At 72.2% G+C, this 20,829-nt stretch carries 20 protein-coding genes; 7 read left to right on the top strand and 13 right to left on the bottom strand.

The annotated features are described in order from the left end of the window. The first annotated feature begins 8 nt into the window (after nt 1-8). The 4 genes from FBZ33_RS05395 to FBZ33_RS05380 all read left to right on the top strand — a co-directional run bounded on the left by FBZ33_RS05395 (nt 9) and on the right by FBZ33_RS05380 (nt 3,292). A complete protein-coding gene (locus FBZ33_RS05395) occupies nt 9-449 on the top strand; it encodes a MarR family winged helix-turn-helix transcriptional regulator (protein ID WP_231927243.1) in 441 nt (146 codons plus the stop codon). 144 nt (nt 450-593) lie between these two features. Beyond that, nucleotides 594-2,213: an MDR family MFS transporter gene (locus FBZ33_RS05390; RefSeq protein ID WP_141908210.1), complete on the top strand. Its 1,620-nt coding sequence runs from the start codon at nt 594-596 to the stop codon at nt 2,211-2,213. Between the two features lie 11 nt (nt 2,214-2,224). Further along, nucleotides 2,225-2,719, top strand: a complete 495-nt coding sequence (locus FBZ33_RS05385; RefSeq protein WP_185755217.1) for a universal stress protein — start codon at nt 2,225-2,227, stop codon at nt 2,717-2,719. Between the two features lie 42 nt (nt 2,720-2,761). Further along, nucleotides 2,762-3,292, top strand: coding sequence for a DinB family protein (locus tag FBZ33_RS05380; RefSeq protein WP_141908209.1), 531 nt, complete (start codon nt 2,762-2,764; stop codon nt 3,290-3,292). A gap of 13 nt (nt 3,293-3,305) precedes the next feature. On the opposite strand, the gene FBZ33_RS05375 is transcribed toward FBZ33_RS05380, so the two are convergent. Continuing rightward, nucleotides 3,306-4,277 (bottom strand): helix-turn-helix transcriptional regulator, encoded by a 972-nt coding sequence (locus FBZ33_RS05375; protein ID WP_099851173.1) that lies wholly within the window; start codon nt 4,275-4,277, stop codon nt 3,306-3,308. Between the two features lie 77 nt (nt 4,278-4,354). Between FBZ33_RS05375 and FBZ33_RS05370 the strand changes: the two genes are divergently transcribed. After that, entirely contained in the window at nt 4,355-5,305 is a 951-nt protein-coding gene (locus FBZ33_RS05370; protein ID WP_141908208.1) for an SMP-30/gluconolactonase/LRE family protein, read from the top strand. 13 nt (nt 5,306-5,318) lie between these two features. Here FBZ33_RS05370 and FBZ33_RS05365 read toward each other — a convergent pair whose 3' ends face one another. The 3 genes from FBZ33_RS05365 to FBZ33_RS05355 form a co-directional block, all read right to left on the bottom strand. Beyond that, nucleotides 5,319-5,939 (bottom strand): HAD-IA family hydrolase, encoded by a 621-nt coding sequence (locus FBZ33_RS05365; protein WP_088946604.1) that lies wholly within the window; start codon nt 5,937-5,939, stop codon nt 5,319-5,321. After that, nucleotides 5,939-9,553, bottom strand: a complete 3,615-nt coding sequence (gene smc, locus FBZ33_RS05360) for a chromosome segregation protein SMC (protein WP_141908207.1) — start codon at nt 9,551-9,553, stop codon at nt 5,939-5,941. Before smc ends, FBZ33_RS05365 begins: the two co-directional genes overlap by 1 nt. A 358-nt stretch (nt 9,554-9,911) precedes the next feature. Then, nucleotides 9,912-10,106: a hypothetical protein gene (locus FBZ33_RS05355; protein WP_007456482.1), complete on the bottom strand. Its 195-nt coding sequence runs from the start codon at nt 10,104-10,106 to the stop codon at nt 9,912-9,914. Between the two features lie 373 nt (nt 10,107-10,479). Between FBZ33_RS05355 and FBZ33_RS05350 the strand changes: the two genes are divergently transcribed. Together FBZ33_RS05350 and FBZ33_RS05345 are read left to right on the top strand one after the other, a co-directional pair. Then, nucleotides 10,480-11,619, top strand: a complete 1,140-nt coding sequence (locus FBZ33_RS05350) for a CAP domain-containing protein (RefSeq protein WP_255508725.1) — start codon at nt 10,480-10,482, stop codon at nt 11,617-11,619. A gap of 117 nt (nt 11,620-11,736) precedes the next feature. Then, nucleotides 11,737-12,579, top strand: a complete 843-nt coding sequence (locus FBZ33_RS05345) for an endo alpha-1,4 polygalactosaminidase (protein ID WP_141908206.1) — start codon at nt 11,737-11,739, stop codon at nt 12,577-12,579. Between the two features lie 238 nt (nt 12,580-12,817). Here the strand turns inward: FBZ33_RS05345 and FBZ33_RS05340 are convergent, their stop codons facing one another. The 9 genes from FBZ33_RS05340 to rsmD form a co-directional block, all read right to left on the bottom strand. Continuing rightward, a complete protein-coding gene (locus tag FBZ33_RS05340; protein ID WP_141908205.1) occupies nt 12,818-15,037 on the bottom strand; it encodes an MMPL family transporter in 2,220 nt (739 codons plus the stop codon). Between the two features lie 221 nt (nt 15,038-15,258). After that, entirely contained in the window at nt 15,259-16,116 is an 858-nt protein-coding gene (mutM, locus tag FBZ33_RS05335) for a bifunctional DNA-formamidopyrimidine glycosylase/DNA-(apurinic or apyrimidinic site) lyase (RefSeq protein WP_141908204.1), read from the bottom strand. Further along, entirely contained in the window at nt 16,109-17,029 is a 921-nt protein-coding gene (gene rnc, locus FBZ33_RS05330; protein WP_370452980.1) for a ribonuclease III, read from the bottom strand. Before rnc ends, mutM begins: the two co-directional genes overlap by 8 nt. Continuing rightward, nucleotides 17,026-18,012 (bottom strand): phosphate acyltransferase PlsX, encoded by a 987-nt coding sequence (locus tag FBZ33_RS05325; RefSeq protein ID WP_141908202.1) that lies wholly within the window; start codon nt 18,010-18,012, stop codon nt 17,026-17,028. Before FBZ33_RS05325 ends, rnc begins: the two co-directional genes overlap by 4 nt. 111 nt (nt 18,013-18,123) lie before the next feature. Further along, complete coding sequence (gene rpmF, locus FBZ33_RS05320) at nt 18,124-18,297, bottom strand: 50S ribosomal protein L32 (RefSeq protein WP_030335284.1); 174 nt, start codon at nt 18,295-18,297, stop codon at nt 18,124-18,126. A gap of 5 nt (nt 18,298-18,302) precedes the next feature. Beyond that, nucleotides 18,303-18,866, bottom strand: coding sequence for a DUF177 domain-containing protein (locus FBZ33_RS05315; protein ID WP_088946597.1), 564 nt, complete (start codon nt 18,864-18,866; stop codon nt 18,303-18,305). Between the two features lie 109 nt (nt 18,867-18,975). Beyond that, nucleotides 18,976-19,473, bottom strand: coding sequence for a hypothetical protein (locus FBZ33_RS05310; RefSeq protein WP_099851159.1), 498 nt, complete (start codon nt 19,471-19,473; stop codon nt 18,976-18,978). Nucleotides 19,474-19,698: 225 nt separating this feature from the next. Next, nucleotides 19,699-20,181, bottom strand: coding sequence for a pantetheine-phosphate adenylyltransferase (coaD, locus tag FBZ33_RS05305; protein WP_088946595.1), 483 nt, complete (start codon nt 20,179-20,181; stop codon nt 19,699-19,701). After that, complete coding sequence (gene rsmD / locus FBZ33_RS05300; protein ID WP_088946594.1) at nt 20,178-20,741, bottom strand: 16S rRNA (guanine(966)-N(2))-methyltransferase RsmD; 564 nt, start codon at nt 20,739-20,741, stop codon at nt 20,178-20,180. Before rsmD ends, coaD begins: the two co-directional genes overlap by 4 nt. Nucleotides 20,742-20,829 lie beyond the last annotated feature (88 nt).

Raw genomic sequence — 20,829 nt, 5'->3', positions numbered from 1 at the left:
CTCTACGCGTGGACGAGCACCTGCCGGAACCGATCCGGGCGGTTGAGCACGAGTTGACCGCCCTGCTGCGCCGTGGGCGGGCGGTTTCCTGGGAGATCGCCCGCGAGGTGCACCCGAACCTGGAGCCGAACACCTACGGGCTGCTGCTCTGGTTGCGGCGCAGTGGGTCGATCCGGTTGACCGAGTTGGCGGCGCGGCTCGGTGTGGGCAAGGGAACGCTGAGCCGGCAGATCAACGCCCTGGAGGTCCTCGGCCTGGTCTACCGCGACCCCGACCCGAGCGACCGACGGGCAGCGCAGATCACGTTCACCGAGGAGGGCCAGCGCCGGTTCGACGCAGCCCGGTCTGCGCGGGTGGGAGAGCTGCTCCGAACGCTGAACGACTGGCCGGCCCGGGACGTCGAGGAGTTCGCCCGGCTGTTGGGCCGGTTCAACGACTCCTGGCAGTAGCGCTCCGGGGCGGGGAATAGCGCACCACTCCGTCAGGTTGTTGCTTCAGGCAACCAAATATACGGTTGTCTCAGGCAACTCTCAGGCGACCCTCGCGAAACCGCCCCCGTCGCTTCACCTCGACTCCCTCCGGAGGCAGCAACGATGACCCAGGCGACAGCGCCCCCACGGGCGACCGGCGTCGACATGACGCACCGGCAGATCCTGCAGGCCCTCTCCGGCCTGCTGCTGGGCATGTTCGTCGCGATCCTCTCCTCCACGGTCGTCTCGAACGCGCTGCCGAGGATCATCACCGAACTGCACGGCAGTCAGTCCGCGTACACCTGGGTGGTCACCTCCGCCCTGCTCGCGACCACCGCGACCACCCCCATCTGGGGCAAACTCGCGGACCTGACCAGCAAGAAGCTCCTGGTCCAGATCTCCCTGGGGATCTACGTGCTGGGCTCGGTGCTGGCCGGGGCCGCACAGGGCACCAGCGAGCTGATCGCCTGCCGGGTGCTCCAGGGAATCGGCGCCGGCGGCCTCACCGCGCTGGCTCAGGTGATCATGGCGACCATGATCGCGCCACGCGAGCGGGGCCGCTACAGCGGCTACCTCGGCGCTGTGATGGCCGTCGGCACCATCGGCGGCCCGCTGATCGGCGGTGTGATCGTGGACACCTCCTGGCTCGGCTGGCGCTGGTGCTTCTACGTCGGCGTGCCGTTCGCCATCGCCGCGCTGGTCGTGCTCCAGAAGACCCTGCACCTGCCCGTGATCAAGCGGAAGGCACAGATCGACTGGTGGGGCGCCACGCTGATCACCGCAGCCGTCTCGCTGCTGCTGATCTGGGTCTCGCTCGCTGGCGGCCAGTTCGCCTGGGCCTCCTGGCAGAGCGCCGTCATGGTGGTCGGTGCCCTGGTGCTCGGCGCGCTGGCGATCCGGGTCGAGACCCGGGCCGCCGAGCCGATGATCCCGCCGCGGCTGTTCCGCAACCGCACCATCACCCTGGCCGTCGTCGCCAGCATCGCGGTCGGCGTAGGCATGTTCGGCGCCTCGGTCTTCCTCGGCCAGTACTTCCAGATCAGCCGCGGCCAGAGCCCGACCATGTCCGGCCTGATGACGCTGCCGATGATCCTCGGTCTGCTGGTCTCCTCCACGCTGAGCGGACGGATCATCACCCGTACCGGACGCTGGAAGAGGTTCCTGGTCATCGGTACGGCGCTGCTCACCGCCGGCTTCGCGCTGATGGGCACGCTCCGGGCCGACACCAGCTTCACCCTGCTCAGCGTCTACATGGCGCTGGTCGGCATCGGCCTGGGCATGACCATGCAGAACCTGGTCCTCGCCGTCCAGAACACCGTCGGCACGCACGAGCTCGGCGTGGCCAGCTCGACGGTTGCGTTCTTCCGCAGCCTGGGCGGCGCGATCGGCGTTTCCGTGCTCGGCGCGGTGCTCGCCCACAAGGTCACGGGCTACACCGCTGAGGGCCTCGGTCGGCTCGGGATCGCCGCGTCCGGCTCGGGCAGCGGTGGTGTCCTGCCCGACGTGCACACCCTGCCCGGGCCGATCCGGGCCGTGGTGGAGAGCGCGTACGGCCACGGCGCCGGCGACATCTTCCTGGCCGCCGCCCCCTTCGCGCTGATCGCACTGATCGCTGTGAGCTTCATCAAGGAGGTGCCGCTGCGGCAGCACAGCAGCGCTCCGGTCGGCACCGAGGTCGAGCAGGAATCAACCATCGCGGCCGGCGCTGGTGCCGCCGTGGTCCGCACCGCCGAGCAGAGGTGAGGTAGCCAGCCATGAGCGTGGGAGCACCGGACCGCGAGGAGTACGGCCCCCGGACCCGCCCGCTGCCGTTCGAACGCGGCACGGACGGGCCCCGGGTGGTCCTGGTCGGCGTCGACGGCACCCGCACCTCCGAGCGGGCCGGCTGGTACGCCGCCGGCCTGGCCCGCCGGCAGGGTGCCGCGTTGGTGGTGGTCTACGTCAGCTCGACGAGCGGGCTGACCGCCCTGATGCCGGGGATGGACGCCGGCGCGGTGCAGCGGACCCACGACGAGCTGGCCGCCGAGCTACGCCGGGAGTGCCGCCGCGGCGCCGAGGAACTGGGCGTACCGCTGACTTTCCTGTCCCGGCGCGGTGACGCGTACGGGGAGTTGTGCGCGGCGGCGGACGAGTTCCAGGCCGACATGGTGGTGGTGGGCGCGTCCGAGCAGGCCGGTCACCGGCTGGTCGGCTCGGTCGCCACCCGGCTGGTCCGCACCGGCCGGTGGCCCGTCGTCGTGGTGCCCTGACAACCGGTCGCGGCTGTCGTACCCGAGCCGCAGGATGACGCGATGACGACATGGAGAGCACCGGAGATCGACCGCAGTCACGAGCCTCTGGTCGCAGATGAGCGCACCATGCTGGAGGGCTGGCTCGATTACCACCGCGACACCCTGCTGCACAAGTGCGCCGGCCTGACCGCCGAGCAGTTGCGCACGGCAAGCGTCGAGCCGTCCGGCCTGAGCCTTCTCGGGTTGGTCCTGCACATGACCGACGTCGAGCGCTCCTGGTTCCGCCAGCGCTTCGCCGGCCAGGACCTGCCCGACCTCTTCGACTACTCCACCGACAACGACGCCGACTTCCACGCTGCGGCGGGCGCCGACGCGGAGGCCGCCTTCGCCGCCTTCCGAGCCGAGGTCGAAGCGGCACGGGCGGCCACCGAGGGACGGTCCCTGGACGAGACGTTCATGCTGACCCGCAGCGATGGGACACGCACCTTCAGCCTGCGCTGGGCGTACGTCCACATGATCGAGGAGTACGCCCGGCACAACGGCCACGCCGACCTGATCCGGGAACGCATCGACGGCGTCACCGGCGATTGACCCGCTGCCCTCGTCAGCCGGGGCGCCCGGCCCGGAGCAGGTGCTCGCCCAGCGGGGTGAGCGTGTGTCGCACCGCCGGGCCCGCCCGGCGGGTGGTGACCAACCCGGCCGACCGGAGGATGGTGGCGTGCTGGCTGGCCGAGGCGAGGGAGATGCCGACCGTCCGGGCCACCTGTGAGGTGCTCGGGCCGTCGGCGATCGCACCCAGCACTGCCGCTCGGGTGCGCCCCAGCAGGTCGGCCAGAGGTCTGCTGCTCACCAGCGCCCGTCGGGTGGGCCGGATCGGGTAGGCCAGCACCATCGGGCCAGCCGGGTCGTCCAGGACGCACGGTCGGGGCAGCAGGTACGACGGCACCAGCGTGACGCCTCGGCCGGCCGGGGCCAGGGTGACTCCGTTGGCGAATCCGCACTCGTACGACAGCTCATACCGCTCGCCGTACGGCTTCCAGAACAGGTACGGGCTCAGGTCACGCAGGACCCGGTCGATCCCGGCGTCCACCATGGTGTGGGCCCGCACGGCCCGGTCGCCGTGGACCGCTGCCGTGATCGTGTCCTGGTACGGCGCGACCGCGACCTGGTGGAACGCCCGCATCGCCGCGCTCAGTCGCTGCCGGGCGGCCGTCTCGCCGGAGGCGAGGGCACCGACCCGGGCCGGCAGGTCGCCGGCGGCGATCCGGGGGCGCAGTTCCGCCGCCAGCGTCGCCGTCGGGGTGGCCAGCACCTCGTCCAGGGCTGCCGGCAGGTCGCTGCCGAGGCTCGGCGGGGTGAGGAAGTCCGGAAACCACCAGGGCAGCCGGCACAGGTCGAGGTACGGGCGCATCTCCGGGCGCAGCGCCGCCCGGGTGCGTGCCCGCCAGACCGTGAGGTGTTCCGGTGCGGCCTCGAACAGCCGCTGGCCGGCCGCCCCGAGCTCCAGCAGCACCGCGGGTTCGGAGCGCAGGACGGTGCGGCTCAGATCCGTCGCGGTGAGCTGCAACGTCAGCATGAGCCGACGCTAGCCACCCTTCGGCCCTGCCTGAAAGGGCATGGAGCAGGCTGCGACCGGACCGGAATCCTCGGCCCATGAACATCTTCCTTGTCCTGGCCACCAGCCTGGTCGTGCTCACCGGCACCTCGGGAGCGCCAGCGCACGCCGCCGTCGCGCGTCCCGACACGTACGTGGTCTCCGGCGTGCCGGGGGTGCTGCCCGAGGGCATCGCCGTCACCCGCACCGGCACCATGTACGTCACCAGCGTCGCCACCGGCGCCGTCTACCGCGGCGACGTCCGACACCGGTGGCTGCGCCCGTTCCTCCCCGCCGGCTCGGACGGGCGGACCCGCGCCGCCGGGGTCCACGTCGATCGCGCCGGCCGGCTCTTCGTGGCCGGTTACGACACCGCGACCCTCTTCGTGTACGACCCGGACGGCCGCCTGCTGGCGAGGCGGAGCGCGGTGACCGGTGCGGCTCTCAACGACCTGGTGATCACCGACCATGCCGTGTACGTGACCGACTCGGCCGGCGGCACGATCTGGCGGGCCACGCTGGACGGTGGACGCGTCGGCCCGCTCGTACCGTGGCTGCTGCCGTCCGACTTCCCGGCCGCCCCCGGCTTCCTCAACGGCATCGTCGCCACCGCCGACGGTCGGCTCGCGCTCGTTGCCGACCAGGGCACCGGTGAGCCAGGCACCGAACGTCTGTGGCGCATCGACCTCGCCGACGCCACGGCCAGCGAGGTCGCCGTGTCGGGTGGACAACTCGGCGCCGACGGGCTGCTGCTGGAGGGCGACCGCCTCTACGGCGTGGTCAACTTCCCCGATCCCGCTGGCGGGTACCGCTTCGCGGTCAACCTGGCGGTGCTGGACGGCGACCTTCGGGCCGCCCGGGTGGTCCGACAGTCCCACACCGCCGGCCTGGAGCAGTCCCCGACCACCCTGGCCCGCGACCACGACCGGCTGCTGTGGGTCAACAGCCAGCTCAACGCGACAGCGCCGGCGCCACCGTTCACGGTGACCGAGGTCCCCGGCCTGCGCTGAGAGGCGGCGCGGCTCAGTGGCCCAGAGCCGCCCGCAGGTAACGCAGGTCGGCGTGGCCACCCCAGCGGTGCGCCGACAGCCCGGCGGAGCGGGCACCCCGTACGGCCCAGTCCTCGTCGTCGACGAAGAGCACCCGGGCCGGCGGGGTGGCCAGGGCCTGGCAGGCGGCCTGGAAGTATTCCGGGGCGGGCTTGTGCACTCCGAGGGTGGAGGAGTTGACCACCACGTCCAGCTCGCCGACCAGACCGAGGGCGGCCAGGTCGGCGTCGAGCAGGTCGGTGGCGTTGGTGCCCAGCCCGACGGTGATCCCGGCCGCGCGTACCTCGCGGACGAAGTCGAGCACCTCGGTGTCCACCTCACCCCGGTAGCGCTGCCACTGCTCCACCGCTGCCCGGGCCCGGTCCGGGCCACCGGCCGGCTCGGCGAGAGCGTCGGCCACGCTGCTCACCCACTCGGCGTGGCTGACCTGGCCGGTGAGCACCGGCTGAAGCCGGCCCCACTGCATGGCGATCTCGCCGAGCACCCCCTCGGACAGGCCGTACTCCCGCTCGACACCGGCAGCCACCGCCGGATCCCACCGGCGCAGTACGCCGTCGAAGTCCAGCAGGAGCGCCGTCGCGCGTTCCCGAGCCACTACCCGTTCTCCTCGCCGCGGCCGTGCCGCTGGTCGTCCTCGTCGGCCCGGTTGAGCCGTTGGCTGATCACCTGGGTGACCCCGCTGCGCATGGTGACCCCGTAGAGCGCGTCCGCGATCTCCATCGTCCGCTTCTGGTGCGTGATGACGATCAGCTGGCTCTTCTCCCGCAACTGTGCCAGCAACAGGATCAGCCGGCCCAGGTTGACGTCGTCGAGGGCCGCCTCCACCTCGTCCATGATGTAGAACGGGCTGGGCCGGGCACGGAAGATCGCCACAAGCATGGCCACCGCGGTCAGCGACCGCTCGCCGCCGGAGAGCAGCGACAGCCGCTTGATCTTCTTGCCCGGCGGGCGGGCCTCCACCTCGACGCCGGTGGTGAGCAGGTCGTCCGGCTCGGTGAGGATCAGCCGGCCCTCGCCGCCCGGGAAGAGCACCGTGAACACCTGCTCGAACTCCCGAGCGGTGTCCTCGAAGGCGCTGGCGAAGACCTCCAGGATCCGCTCGTCCACGTCCTTGACCACGGTGAGCAGGTCCCGACGGGTGGCCTTGAGGTCTTCCAACTGCTCGGAGAGGAACTTGAAGCGCTCCTCCAGCGCGGCGAACTCTTCCAGCGCGAGCGGGTTGACCTTGCCGAGCAGGGCCAGTTCGCGTTCCGCCTTGGCGGCGCGCTTCTCCTGCACCGGCCGCTCGTAGCGCACCGGCTCGGGCACCGGCAGGCCGTCCCGTTCGGCCGTCGCGACGTCGACCTGGGTCGGCGGAACGGGCTGCGCGGGGCCGTACTCGGCGACCAGCGTCTCCACGTCCAGCCCGAAGTCCTCTGCGGCCTTCGCCTCCAACTGCTCGATGCGCAGTCGTTGCTCGGCGCGGGCCACCTCGTCACGGTGCACCTGGCTGGTCAGCCGCTCCAGCTCCGCGCCGAGACGCTTGGCTGCCCCGCGTACCTCCTGAAGCTCCGCCTCACGGGCGGCGCGTTCCAGGGCGACCGCGTCGCGGTGCTCCTCGGCCGTCGCGATCGAGGTGGTGAGCCGGGTGAGGGCCTCCCGGGCGCCGCCGGCGACGGCCCGGGCGATGCCCGCACCCCTGGTGCGCGCGGCCCGCCGGGCTGCGGCGCGCTCCCGGGCGGCCCGCTCCGCGGTGGCCTGCCGGGCCAGCGAGTCGGCCCGACCGGCGATCGAGGAGACCCGCTCCTCGGCGGTACGCACGGCGAGCCGGACCTCCATCTCGTTCTGCCGGGCCTGCGGCACCATCGCGGCGAGCTGGTCCCGTTCCTCGCTGGACGGCTCGGCGTCGACCGGGGTCTCCTCGGCCAGCCGCAGCCGTTCCTCCAGCTCGGCGAGTGCGGTGAGGTCCCGCTGTCGAGCCGCCTCGGCGCGGGAGCGGGACTCACCGAGCCGGTCGGTCTCCGCCTTCGCCGAGCGGGCCGCCGCCCCCAGCTCGGCCAGCCGGCGCGCGGCGGCGTTGCGGTGGCTCTCCGCCTCACGCTTCTCGGCGGCGGCGTGCTGCACGGCCTCCTTGGCGGCGGCCCCCTCGGCGCGCGCCTCGACGAGCTGGTCGCGCAGCTCCACGCCCGCGCGCTCGGCGGTGAGCCGGTTGGCGCGGGCCTCCTCGACGGCGGCCTGCACCTCGATGTAGCTGGGGGCCTTGGCCGACCCACCAGCCGCCGCGTACGCCCCGACCACGTCACCGTCGGGGGTGACCGCCCGCAGCTCGGGGTTGCTGGCGACCAGGTCGGCGGCGGCGGCGAGATCGTCGACGAGCGCCACGTCGCGCAGTGCCCGGTGCACGGCCGGACGCAGCTCAGCGCTGCACTCCACCAGGTCGGGGGCCCACCGGGCGTCGTCGGGCAGCTTCGGGCGCAGCGCGTCGGCGGAACCGGTCATGCCGGGCCCCGCCGGGCTGCCGACGAGCAGGCCGGCCCGGCCGGCGTCGGAGATCTTCAGCAGGCGCATCGCCTCGACGGCCTCGTCCACCCCGCTGACGGCGACCGCGTCGGCGAGACCGCCGAGCGCGGCGGCCAGCGCGGCCTCGTGGCCGGGCGCGACGGTGAGCAGCCCGGCGAGGCTGCCGAGCAGGCCGGGCACGTCGCCGGCCCGGGCGAGCAGCGCTCCCGCGCCGTCCTTGCGGCGCAGCCCGAGCGCCAGCGCCTCCTCCCGGGCCTTCCAGGTGGCGGCGTCCTTCTCCGCCGCCCGCTCGGCGTCGGACAGCGAGCGCACGGTGGCCTGCGCCCGCTCCTGCACGGCGACCGCCTCGGCGTGCCGGGCGTCCAGGTCCGCGTTGTCCCGGTCGGCCTCGGTGGACTGGGCGGCCACCGCGTCCAGGTCGGCCTGCGCCTGCTCGGCGCGGCCCAGCGCGTCGGCGTGGGCGACGGCGAGTCGTTCGATCTCCTCGCCGGCGCTGGTCGTCCGGGCGCGGGCCGAGTTGACCTGCCCGGTGAGCCGGGCCATCCCCTCCCGGCGGTCGGCGATGGCCTTGGCGGCGGCGACCAGCTCCCGTTCGGCGGCGGCGAGCTGCCGTTCCAGCTCCTGGCGGTGCTCGACCGCCTCGGCCAGCCGGATCTGGTCGTCGGTAAGTGCCCCGCGCAGCTCCTCCTCCTGCTCGCGGACGCGCTCCGCCTCGGCCTCCAGCTGGTCCGGGTCGCGGCCGGGCCGCTCGTCGTCGCCGCTGGCGCTGAGGTGCCGCAGCCGTTCCCGGGCCAACTGCTCGATCGAGCGGAAGCGCTCCTGGAGGGCGGACAGCTTGTACCAGGTGTCCTGGGCGGCGGCGAGCAGCGGCGCGTCCTCCGCGAGGGCGGCCTCCAACTCGCCGAGCCGGCCCTGCACCTCGACGTGCTCGCCCTCGATCTGCTCACGCCGCTCGCGCAGCGCGGTCTCGTCGGCGATCTCCCGATCGAGGGTGGTGCGCAGGGTGGCCAGGTCGTCGGCGAGCAGGCGCAGCCGCGCGTCGCGCAGGTTGGCCTGGATGGCGGCGGCACGGCGGGCCACCTCGGCCTGCCGGCCCAGTGGCTTGAGCTGACGGCGCAGCTCAGCGGTGAGGTCGGTCAGGCGGTTGAGGTTGGTCTGCATCGCGTCGAGCTTGCGCAGCGCCTTTTCCTTGCGCTTGCGGTGCTTGAGGACGCCGGCCGCCTCCTCGATGAACGCCCGCCGGTCCTCCGGCTTGGCGTGCAGCATGCCGTCGAGCCGGCCCTGCCCGACGATGATGTGCATCTCTCGGCCGATGCCGGAGTCGGACAACAGCTCCTGGATGTCGAGCAACCGGCAGGTGTTGCCGTTGATCTCGTACTCGCTCTCGCCGGAGCGGAACATCCGGCGGGTGATGGAGACCTCGGTGTACTCGATCGGCAGCGCGCCGTCGGTGTTGTCGATGGTGAGGGTGACCTCGGCGCGGCCCAGTGGCGCCCGGCCGGCGGTGCCGGCGAAGATGACGTCCTCCATCTTGCCGCCGCGCAGGGCCTTGGCGCCCTGCTCGCCGAGGACCCAGGCGATGGCGTCGACGACGTTGGACTTGCCGGAGCCGTTCGGGCCCACCACACAGGTGATCCCGGGCTCCAGCTTCAACGTCGTGGCGGAGGCGAAGGACTTGAAGCCCTTCACCGTCAGGCTCTTGAGATACACCTTCTCGATCCTCGTCCGGTGGCCGCCGTACCGTCGCCGGCTCTGGGGACCTGGGTGAACTCGCAGACTAACCCGGTGGTGGGAGCGGAGGAGCACGCGACCCGCCCCGGGTCGTGTGCGTCGAGGGCGCGAGGCACCACCGCGCTGTTGTTCCGACGGCCCCGATAATGGCGAGAGCAGTTCATGATCGGCTTATCCGTGGGCGCGCTATTCGGATGCGGCCGGGACGGTTCCCGTGCGACCGACCACAAGATCACAAATCGTCGGCCCGAAAGGAACCGGACAGTGTTGCGCGCCGGCACAGAACGTGTCGGCGCGCTTTTTGCGATAGTGCGATTCAGTTTTGTCGAGGTGGAGATCAGGTCAGCGCCGGCTCGGCCAGACGGAGCAGATCGTCCGCCTCCGCCGCAGCCGCCGCGAGCCGATCGTTGTCGGCACGCAGACGCGTGATCTCGAACTCCAGTGCCTGCACCCTGGCACGCAGTCGGGTGACCTCGTCGAGCAGACGCCGGTCGGGCGCTGCACCTACGTGGCCGTAGAGGGCCTTCGCCATGCTGACTCCTTGATATGCGCTGCCGGAAAGGCCGGCCAACGCGCGCCCATTAAGTACGCGGCTGTCATTCCAGGCTGTATCTGGGCATGACCGGGCGCGACTGGCGACACCTATATATTGAGCCGAAACCCCCTCCTTCGTCAAGTTCTCGCAGGCCGTAGATCATCTCCACGTCGACCTGTCCACTTGTCGGGGGGCTGCCTTCAAGGCACGGACACTCTCTGTCCGGACACCTTTACTGTACGCCCGGATTTCCGGAAGTCCGCCCCCTCGCGTCCGACTTCCCCTTAACTCTTCCTTAGCCACGTTGCCGCAGCTCGGGGCCGCGCCGTAGCGTCACCCCGGCCCGCAACCGACCCCTGGAGGCATAGGCGTGTACGGCTGGACCGACCCGATGGACCCGAACGGCGCACCCCGGCGCGTCGAACGGCCGACCGACGAGCCGGCCTGGCTGCACGACCGCCCGGAACCCCGCTCGGCCTACCTGTTCGGTGACGACTCCAACCAGCCCGGCGACGAGTGGCACCCGGAGCAGCCCGCCACCGGCTGGCAGTCGGACCCGGCGACACCTGTCGACTCGGCCGACGCCCACACCGCCACCTGGCCGGCCCACCGCCCGGAAGGCGGGAGCGGCGCCTGGGCCAACAGCCGCCCGGTCGAGGACCCCACCGGCGGCTGGCACCCGGACACCGACGCGGAGACCACCGGCGGCTGGCGCACCGACGGCGACCCGGAGATGAGCGTCGGCGTGACCGGCCGGCCCGGCGAGGGCCGGCACCGCTCTCCCCGCCGCTGGCGCAAGCCACTGATGATCGGAGGCGCTGCCGCAGCGGCCACCCTCGTGGTGAGCTTCGGCGTCGGCGCGCTCGCGCTGCCCGGCGGAGACAACGGGGGCAGTCAGCCAACCGCCGTCGACGACACCTTCGCGACGGAGGCCCCGGCCGAGCAGCCGGCCATCGACACCCTGGCCGCACCCTCCGCGTCCGCGACGCCCAGCCCGGCGCAGCCGAGCCCCTCGCCGAGCAAGGTCGTCAAGCCGACCCCGGCGGCGTCACGGACCACCGCCGCGTCGCGCCGCAGCGTCGAGCGCAGCACCGCGCCGAACACGAACAGCGGCTCCAGCGGCACCGTCAGCACCCAGGCCCGCGAGGTGGTGAACCTGGTCAACGCCGAGCGGGCCAAGGCCGGCTGCAAGGCGCTGAGCATCGACGCCAAGCTGATGACCGCCGCCCAGAAGCACAGTCAGGACCAGGCCGACCACCAGAAGATGTCGCACACCGGCAGCGACGGCAGCAACGCCGGCACCCGCCTGAACCGGGTCGGCTACACCTGGCGCACCTACGGCGAGAACGTGGCCTGGAACCAGAAGACCCCGGCTGCGGTAATGGATGCCTGGATGAACAGCTCCGGCCACCGGGCCAACATCCTGAACTGCGCGTTCACCGAGATCGGCGTCGGCATCGCCAGCAGCAACGGGCCGTACTGGACGCAGGTCTTCGCCGCGCCGCGCTGACCGCGCGTCGTCCGCGCCCCCGCGCTCGTTTGACCCGGTGAGGTACGTCGGGCCGAGGGTGCGGGGCGGCGTACCGGTGCGGGCGGCGACGGGCCGTCCGGGACCCGGGAGCTGCCGATGTGGATCCGGCCGCGGCGACACGTCGCCGTACGCCCACTGCGCCGCGTCCTGTCGGCCGGCGTCGCGCTCCTCCTGGTCGTGCCGGCGTACGGGTGCCGAGCCAAGCTGACCCCGCCCGGCGCGCCCACCGCGTGGCCGACCGCGTCGGCCCGCACGTGGCAGTGGCAGTGGCAGCTCAGCGGCCCGCTCGACCCGACGGTGGATGCAGACGTCTTCCTGCTCGACCCGGTGGTCACCACCACCGAACAGACCACCGACCTGCGCTCCCGGGACCGCCGGTTGATCTGCCAGGTGCACGTCGGGTCGGTCCGCACCACCGATCCGGACGCCAGCCGGTTCCCGGACATCGTCCAGGGCTCGATCGGGCGTCGGCCCGACAGCCGGTGGCTGGACGTGCGGAGCTGGGACGCACTCAAGCCGGTGCTGGCCGACCGTTTCCGACTGTGCCGGGGCAAGGGCTTTGGCGCGGTGGCGCTCGCCGACGCCGACGGGTACGCGTCCCGCACCGGCTTCCCGCTCGACTTCGACGACCAACTGCTGTTCAACCGCCGGCTGGCCGAGCTGGCCCGCTCGCTGAGCCTCTCCCCCGGGCTGGTCAACGACGTGCCCCAGCTCGCCGCACTGGCCCCGGACTTCGACTTCGTCGTCAACGAGGAGTGCGTCCGACTGGGCCAGTGCGCCAAGCTGCTGCCGTTCGTCGACGCCGGCAAACCGGTCTTCCACGTGGAGTACGCCAGCTCGACCGACGAGTTCTGCGTCACCACCGTCGGCTACGGCTTCGCGTCGATCCGAAAGGACCGTCCGTTGGACGCCTGGCGGGAAGCCTGCCCCCTGCCCTGACACGGCTGTGGGCCGGGCCGTGGCCGTGGCCGTGGCCCGGCTACACCCAGCCCAGCCCAGCCCCGCCACACCCCACCGCATCCCGCCCCGCTCGCCTCCACCCCTTGATCGACTCGCCTTTCATGATGTCGCGGTATCAGGCGGCCTGGGATACCGCGACATCAATGAACCCGAGTTGATCAAGGGGCAAGAACGGCGAGCGGTGGGGCGGGGACGGCGTGGGCGGTTTCCGGGCGGGTCAGGGCACCGGCACCAGCTCAGGGGCGGGGGCCGGCGGGTCGGCCGGCGCGGGCGCCGGACGCGGGCGCAGGAAGCGCGGGGCCCACCAGTTGGCGTCGCCCAGCATGGTCATCAGCGCCGGCAGCACCACACCCCGGATGATCGTGGCATCCAGCAGGATCGCCGCCGCGAGGCCGATGCCGAGCTGCTTCATGTCGATAGTGCTCAGCGTGGCGAAGATCGAGAAGACCCCGACCATCACGATCGCGGCGCTGGTCACCACCCCGGCCGAGGAGGTGATCCCGTAGGACACCGCGTCGCGGTTGGGCATCCCCGCCCGGATCCCCTCGCGGATCCGACTCACCACGAAGACGTGGTAGTCCATCGAAAGGCCGAAGAGCACCACGAAGAGAAACAGCGGTAGCCAGGACACGATGGCGCCCATCGAGGTGAAACCGAGCAACCCCTGGGCCCACTCACCCTGGAAGATCAGCACCAGCAGCCCGTACGCGGCGCCGGCGGAGAGCAGGTTCAGGGCGATCGAACTCGCCGCGATCACCACCGACCGGAAGGTGAACACCATGACCAGGAAGGTCAACACCAGCACGAAGCCCATGACCAGGGGCAACTTCTGCCGGACGTGAGCGGCATAGTCCTCGCTGTCGGCCACGCTGCCGCCGACCGCGTACTCGATGCCGGGGATGCCCCGCAGCTCCGCCGGGACCAGGTCCGCGCGCAGCTTCTCCAGCGACTGCACCGACCGGTCGTCCCGACTGGCGTACGGGGTGGCCACGTCCAGTACCGACACCCGCCGGTCGGCCGACACCTCGATCTTCGGACCGTCCGCCTCGACCGGCGCGAACAACGGATCGCCAGCGGCACGGGTGGACAGTTCGGTGAGGGCGGCGCGAACCCGGTCAGCCTGCTCGGCCGGCGCCCGCACGGCCACCACGTGATTGGTGCCGGTGCTCGGGAAGGCGGCGGTGAGCCGGTCGTACGCCTGCATGGCCGGCGTGGTGCGGGGCAGGTCCTCCATGCCGGGGAACTTCAGCTTCATGCCGAGCGCCGGCGCTGCCAGCGCGAGCAGCAATCCGACCGAGATGACCAGCGTCACCACCGGAGCGCGTAGCGCGGGCCGGAGCACCGCGGGCCAGAGCCGGGGCTTGCGGGGCTCGCCGTGCCGGCCGGTGCGCGGCGCGGTCAGCCGCCAGAGCAGTGGCACCCTGGGCCGGTCGACCCAGCGGCCGAGCTTGGCCAGGAGGGCGGGCAGCACGGTCAGCGAGCCGGTCACCGCGACGGCGACCACGAGGATCGAGCCGACGGCGAGGGACGAGAAGACCACGTCGCCGGCGAGCAGCAGCCCGGCCATCGAGATGATCACCGCGAAGCCGGAGACCACCACCGCGTGTCCGGAGGTCTCCGCGGCGATCTCCACGGCGTCGAGGCCGGATCGGCCCTTGGCACGTTCCTCCCGCTCCCGACGGATGTAGAACAGCGAGTAGTCGACCCCGACCGCCATGCCGATCAGGAGGATCACCGGGGCGGTGGTGTCGGTGGCCGGCACCAGGTGTGAGGCGAGAGTGGACAGACCCATCGCGGCGGCGACCGAGGAGAGCGCCAGCAGCACCGGCACGCTGGCCGCGATCAGCGCCCCGAACGCGATGATCAGGATCGCCAGGGTGACCGGCAGGCTGAGCAGTTCGGCACGCTTGAAGTCCTTGCCCAGGGTGTCGTCGAGGGCCTGGCCGATCGACGGCCCGCCGACCTGCTCGACGCGCAACTGCGGGTGCTCGGCCTGCACGTCGGCGGTGGCGTCGCGCAACGGCTGCACCCGTTCCGATGCCGTCTCCGGGTCACCGGACATCGTGATCGGCAGCAGCAGCGCCGAGCCGTCCCGGGCGGTGACCGGCTGGCCCACCGAGGCGACCCCGACGACAGTGCGCAGCCGGGCCGCCGCGTCGTCGGCCGCCGCCCGGGCCGCCGCCTCGTCCAGCGCACCGCCCCGGGAGGTGATGAGGACGTTGTCCACGGCCGGGTCGTCGAAGTCAGCGGCGTCCACGATCAGGCCGGCCCGCCCCGTCTCGCCGATCGCCTGGTCGCCGCTGGTGGCCTCGTTGAGACCGGCGGCGCTGCCGCCGACGAAGCACACCGCCACGAACACCGCCCACATCGCGAGCGCCCGCCACGGGTGCTCGGCGCTCCACCGCGCCAGCCGCACCGTCACCGGTCTTTTCCTCATTCCGACTCCCCCTGTCACGTCAGCCCCCAGTGATCGGTGCTGACGTTAGGTGCGTGACGAGGCGGTCACATCGGGGATCGGCCCCGGCGCACCCCGGAATCACCGCAGGGCGCGCGGGGGTCGGTTCGGCGGGCGTCAGCCCGCTATCGGGACGTACGCCAGGGTCCAGCCCGGAGCGGCCGGCCGCGACCCGCCGGCACCACCCCGGAGTCGGCTCCGGGTCATCCCCGAAGGGAACCCCGGGGCCGTGGCTGGCAGTGCGGGCAGCTGTACGAGGACCGGTTCATGAACGCCTCGCGTCGGATCGGTGCGCCGCACCGCCGGCACGGCTCTCCCTCGCGGCCGTACGCGTTCAGCGCCCGGTCGAAGTAGCCGCTCTCGCCGTTGACGTTGACGTAGAGGGCGTCAAAGCTGGTGCCGCCCTGTCTGATCGCCTCGCCGAGCACGTCGCGGACGTGGCCGAGCAGGCGTTGCGCGGCAGGGCCGGTCAGCGCGTCGGTGGGTCGGGCGCCGTGCAGCCCGGCGCGCCAGAGCGCCTCGTCGGCGTAGATGTTGCCCACCCCGGAGATCAGGGTCTGGTCGAGCAGGGCCCGCTTCACCTCGGTGTGCCGGCGGCGCAGCGCGGCGACGAACTCCGCGTCGGAGAACTCCGGGTCCATCGGGTCGCGGGCGATGTGCGCGATCTCGTCGGGCAGCTCGGCGCCGCCCTCGCTCACCGAGAGCCCGCCGAACGTGCGCTGGTCGACGAAGCGCAGCTCCGGCCCGTCGTCGGCGAACCGGAACCGGACCCGCAGGTGGGTCTCGTCGGTGGTGCCGGGTGGCTGGAGCAGCATCTGGCCGGACATCCCGAGGTGCCCGATGATGGCGTCGCCGCTGTCCAGTGGCAGCCACAGGTACTTGCCGCGACGGCGGGCGTCGAGCACCGTCCGGCCGGCGAGCACGTCGGCGAAGTGCACGTCACCCGGTATGTGCCGGCGGACCGCACGCGGGTGACGGACCTCGACCGAGGTGATCCGGCGGCCGACGACCCACTGGGCCAGGCCCTGCCGAACGGTTTCCACCTCGGGCAGCTCAGGCACCCCGTGACCCCGTCTCGTGGCCGTCGGCACCCCCGGCCGGCAGTGCCTGCGCCAGATGGTCGGCCTGCTCGGCCTGGGCCGCCCGCTCGGCGCGCTCCAACGGCCCGAACGGCTCGTCGGAGTCGGCCGAGCCGCCCCGGTCGACCGGCTGGTCCTGGCGCCCGTCGCCGGCCCGCCCGTCCTGACCGTCGTCGTTCTGGCCGTTCTGCTCGGCGAGCGTCCGCCAGGCGGCCTCGGCGGCCCGCTGCTCGGCCTCCTTCTTGCTGCGCCCCTCGGCGCCGCCGTACCGGTTGCCGGCCACCACCACCCAGGCGGTGAACGTCTTCAGGTGGTCCGGGCCGGTGCCCTCGATCCGGTACTCCGGGACGCCGAGCCCCAGCGCCGCCGTCAACTCCTGCAGGCTGGTCTTCCAGTCCAGGGCGGCGCCCCGGCCGGCCGACTCCGCCATCAGCGGGTCGAAGAGCCGGTGGATGACGATCCCCGTGGTGTCCAACCCGTACTGGAGGTAGATCGCGCCGAGCAGCGCCTCCAGCGTGTCGGCGAGGATGCTCGCCTTGTCCCGGCCGCCGGTGGTCTCCTCGCCCTTGCCGAGCAGCAGGTACGCGCCGAGGCCGTCCGGGCCCAGACCACGGGCCACGTCGGCGAGGGCCCTCATGTTGACCACGCTGGCGCGCAGCTTGGCCAGCTGCCCCTCGGGCAGGTCCGGGTGGTTGTGGAAGAGCGCTGTGGTGATCACCACGCCGAGCACCGAGTCGCCGAGGAACTCCAGCCGCTCGTTGGTGGGCAACCCGCCGTTCTCGTACGCGTACGAGCGGTGGGTCAGCGCACGCTGCAGCAGCTCGGGTTCCAGGCTCACGCCGAAGGCGGCTTCCAGGTGACCGACGGATGCCCGCCGCCGCTTGTCGTTGCTCATGATGTGCGTACCTCGGTGTCGGTGGAACGGTCGGTGCGGTCCGTCGCGGCGTCGCCGTCGAGCAACGCGGAGACCAGATCGGTGGCGCGCCGCCGCCACAGGTGAGCGGCGAGAGCTATGCCGGAGGCGACGTCGTCGGCGCGGGCGGAACCGTGGCAGACGACCACAGTCCCCGCAACGCCCAACAGGGCGGCCGCGCGGGGCGCGCCACCCCCGCTGGGAGGGCCGCCAGCCATGGCGTACGCGCCCTCGATGGCCTTGAGCAGCACGTTACCGGTGAAGCCGTCGGTGACGACCACATCGGCGCGCGCGCCGAGGGCCACGTCGTACCCCTCGACCAGGCCGACGTAGCGCGCCCCGCCGGGGAGCGGCTCGACGGCGAGCAACGGGTCGGTGGCCCGGCGGACCCGGTCGCCCTTGCCGGCCTCGGTGCCGACCGAGAGCAGGCCGACCCGCGGCGCGGCGATCGAGTGCGCCACCGCGGCGTACGCGGCGCCGAGCACGGCGTGGCGGGCGAGAGTGGCCGGACGGGGTTCGAGGGAGCCGCCGACGTCGAGCAGGACGACCGGCCCGGCCACGGCGGGCAGGGTGGCGGCCAGGGCAGGTTGGCGGATCTCCGGCCAACGGCCGAGGCCGAGGACGGCGGCGGTGACGGTGGCACCCGTGGCACCGGCGGACACCAGGGCGTCGGCGGTGCCGTCGCGAACGGCGGTGACCGCGGCACGGACGGTGCTCTCCGCGCGGGCGGCACTGGGGTGGTCGGCCATACCGACGACATCGCGGACGGGCCGCACAGTGATCCGGGCGCGTTGCGCCGGATCGAGGGCAGCAATCATCTCGTCGGCGACCTCGGTCGGGCCGACGAGGAGCAGGTGCAGGTCAGGGTCGGCGCGCATGGCCCGCAGAGCGCCGTCAACCACGACGGCGGGAGCGTCGTCCCCGCCGAGGAGGTCAACGGCGATCCGCGCGGTGCCCGGCTCCACCGGGACGCCGGCCGGAGTGGGCCGGGCGTCGGAGGGAGCCGGGGCACCGGGCGAATGCCAGGATGCGCGCGCCGCCCGACCTGGGGTCGGGGGCGTCACTCGGCGTCCAGGTCAGACCTCGAGAACCTGGCGGCCGTTGTAGGTGCCGCAGACGGAGCAGGCGGCGTGCGGCAGCTTCGGGGACTTGCACTGCGGGCACGCAACGGTCGCGACCACGGTCGCCTTCCAGTTCGCCCGGCGGGACCGGGTGTTGCTGCGCGACATCTTGCGCTTCGGGACGGCCACGGTTCTTACTCCTCTGTAACGGTCATTTGCGACAGGCCCGCCCAACGCGGGTCGATCTGCTGGTGACTGTGGTCGGCCGGCAGATCGTCCCAGTGCGCCCCACATTCAGGGCACAGTCCTGGGCAGTCCTCCCGGCAGAGCGGGTTGGTCGGCAGCGTGAGCACCAACGCGTCCCGCAGCGCCGGCTCCAGGTCGATCAGATCGCCCTGCATCCGGCCCACCTCGTCCTCGTCGGTCGTGGCGTCCGTGGTGCTGTCCTCGTACGCGTACAGCTCCTGGATCGTCACGCCCATCGAGTCGTTGATCTCGCGCAGGCAACGGCCGCACTCGCCCTGAACGGGACCGGTGATGGTCCCGGAGACGAGCACGCCCTCGGACACCGACTGCAACCTCAGATCGAGGTCGAGGTCCGCGCCCTCCGGCACGCCGATCAACTCCACACCGAGGTCCGCCGGTGCCGGCACGACCCGCCGGACTTCACGCAACGCGCCAGGGCGGCGCGGGAGGTCCCTCGTGTCGAGGACCAACGGCGACCTGGGGTTGAGTGTCGATGGCGAGTGCTTGGGCATAGTCAGACTCCGGCCGGTGAGAGGCCGACAAAAAAGGTTACCTGGACGACCGCCGGACCGTCGAACCGGGGGCGACGCCCGCCTGAGAAGTCGGCTGGTGAGGTGCCGCTCAGAAGGGTAGCGGGCGTTCCGCCTCATCCCCAGCGAAGGTGCCGATCTCCCGCAGTGCGTGCATCTTGTCCCGGCCGCGCTCTATCGAGGCCAGCGCCCGGGTGAGGAACTGCTCGAAGTTGGCCAGGGCGGTGTCGACGTAGTCGTCGACCTCCTCACGCAGGCGCTGTGCCTCAGCCCGGGCCTCGGCGATGATCCGGGCACCCTCGTGCTCGGCCGACACGGTGATCTCGTTCACCGAGACCAGGCGGGCGTGTTCTGCCTCACCCTCGCTGATGATCCGGTCCGCCTCGCGCTTGCCGGCCTCCATGATCTTGTCGCGCTCCTCCAGGAGAGCGGCGGCGCGACGCAGGTCGGCGGGGAGGTCGGCGCGCATCTCGTCGAGGACCGCGATCATCTCACCCCGGTCGACCATGCAGTTGTTACGCGACATCGGGACGGAGCGGGCCTGCTCCACCATGGCGATCAGTTCGTCGATGCGATCGAGCGGGTCCACCGGTACCTCACTCCTGTCGTTCTTCGGCCGACCTCCATGATGCGGGCTACGGCCGTTCCCCGCGCCACCAATCATGTCGTGCCGGCCCCACACCGGCCCCATCCACCCCAACCCGGCGCGTCGCGACATCGTCACACCGCGCCCACCCTGCGCGCACTCTTGCGTCATTTTCCGCAAAAGGGGCGTCACGGCGACCGAAGCGGCAGGACCGCCGGATGGGGGGTGTCAGGGGCGGGGGCCGAGCCGGGCCTGAAGGGCCTCACGGACCAGGTCGGGGACGTGCGCGGAGATGTCGCCACCCCACTTGGCCACGTCCTTGACCAGGCTTGAGGAGAGGAACGAGTAGAGCGGGTTGGTCGGCATGAAGAGCGTCTCGACGCCGGCCAGCCCGATGTTCATCTGGGCCATCTGCAACTCGTAGTCGAAGTCGCTGACCGCCCGCAGACCCTTGATCAGCACGCTCGCCTGCTGGGCCCGACAGAAGTCCACCAGCAGCCCTCGGAACGACTCGACCCGCACGTTGCCGTACGACGAGGTCACCTCGCGGAGCATCTCGATCCGCTCCTCGACGGTGAACAGGCCACTCTTCGACTGATTTATCAGCACACCGACGATCACCTCGTCGAAGAGCCGACTGGCCCGCCCGATGATGTCGAGGTGTCCGTTGGTGACCGGGTCGAACGAACCGGGGCACACCGCACGTCTCATGATCGGCGACCGTACCAAAGGGTGGTCTCGCCGTAACGGCGACTGCGCTCCGGGGTGATCCCGTCCACCCAGTCGAACTCCCTGGTCCGCCGGGACCGCTCCACCACCACCAGCGCGTCCGGCGCCAGCCAGTCGCCGTCGACCAGCGTGGTCAGCAGCGCGGTGATCTCCGCGTCCGGCACGGCGTAGGGCGGGTCGGCGAAGACCACGTCGTACGGCCCACCGTCCGGACCGGCGGCCAGCACCGTCGCCACCTTGCCGGTGACCAGGCGGGCGGCGGGGCCGGCACGCAGAGCCGCCACGTTCTCCCGGATCACCCGGGCCGCCCGCGCGTCCGACTCGACCAGCAGCACGTGCGCGGCCCCGCGGGAGAGCGCCTCCAACCCGACCGCGCCGGAGCCGGCGTACAGGTCGGCGAAGCGGGCGCCGTCGAGGTCGACCTCGGCCTCGACGGCGCTGAACAGCGCCTCGCGGACCCGGTCGGAGGTGGGTCGGGTGCCGGCACCGGGGGGCGCGGCGATCCGCCGGCCGCCGAGCGTCCCGGCCACGATCCGGGTCACTGTCTCCTCCTGCTCATGCCCGCGACGCTACGCGACCCGTCGGATCTGGCTGCCGACAGCGTCAGCACCGGCACGGCGACCACATGAT

It is taken from the genome of Micromonospora sp. A202 (assembly GCF_006715105.1).
GTDB classification, from domain to species: domain Bacteria; phylum Actinomycetota; class Actinomycetes; order Mycobacteriales; family Micromonosporaceae; genus Micromonospora; species Micromonospora zamorensis.
This window is presented reverse-complemented; position numbering and strand designations above follow the sequence as displayed.

Excerpts from the sequence above, each read along its gene's own strand:
- FBZ33_RS05355 (WP_007456482.1), bottom strand. The coding sequence starts at position 10,106 with ATGGCGAAGGCCCTCTACGGCCACGTAGGTGCAGCGCCCGACCGGCGT.
- FBZ33_RS05315 (WP_088946597.1), bottom strand. The coding sequence starts at position 18,866 with ATGCCCAAGCACTCGCCATCGACACTCAACCCCAGGTCGCCGTTGGTC.
- coaD (WP_088946595.1), bottom strand. The coding sequence starts at position 20,181 with ATGAGACGTGCGGTGTGCCCCGGTTCGTTCGACCCGGTCACCAACGGA.
- FBZ33_RS05370 (WP_141908208.1), top strand. The coding sequence starts at position 4,355 with ATGAACATCTTCCTTGTCCTGGCCACCAGCCTGGTCGTGCTCACCGGC.
- FBZ33_RS05390 (WP_141908210.1), top strand. The coding sequence starts at position 594 with ATGACCCAGGCGACAGCGCCCCCACGGGCGACCGGCGTCGACATGACG.
- FBZ33_RS05375 (WP_099851173.1), bottom strand. The coding sequence starts at position 4,277 with ATGCTGACGTTGCAGCTCACCGCGACGGATCTGAGCCGCACCGTCCTG.
- FBZ33_RS05340 (WP_141908205.1), bottom strand. The coding sequence starts at position 15,037 with ATGAGGAAAAGACCGGTGACGGTGCGGCTGGCGCGGTGGAGCGCCGAG.
- FBZ33_RS05345 (WP_141908206.1), top strand. The coding sequence starts at position 11,737 with ATGTGGATCCGGCCGCGGCGACACGTCGCCGTACGCCCACTGCGCCGC.
- rnc (WP_370452980.1), bottom strand. The coding sequence starts at position 17,029 with ATGAGCAACGACAAGCGGCGGCGGGCATCCGTCGGTCACCTGGAAGCC.
- FBZ33_RS05380 (WP_141908209.1), top strand. The coding sequence starts at position 2,762 with ATGACGACATGGAGAGCACCGGAGATCGACCGCAGTCACGAGCCTCTG.
- FBZ33_RS05385 (WP_185755217.1), top strand. The coding sequence starts at position 2,225 with ATGAGCGTGGGAGCACCGGACCGCGAGGAGTACGGCCCCCGGACCCGC.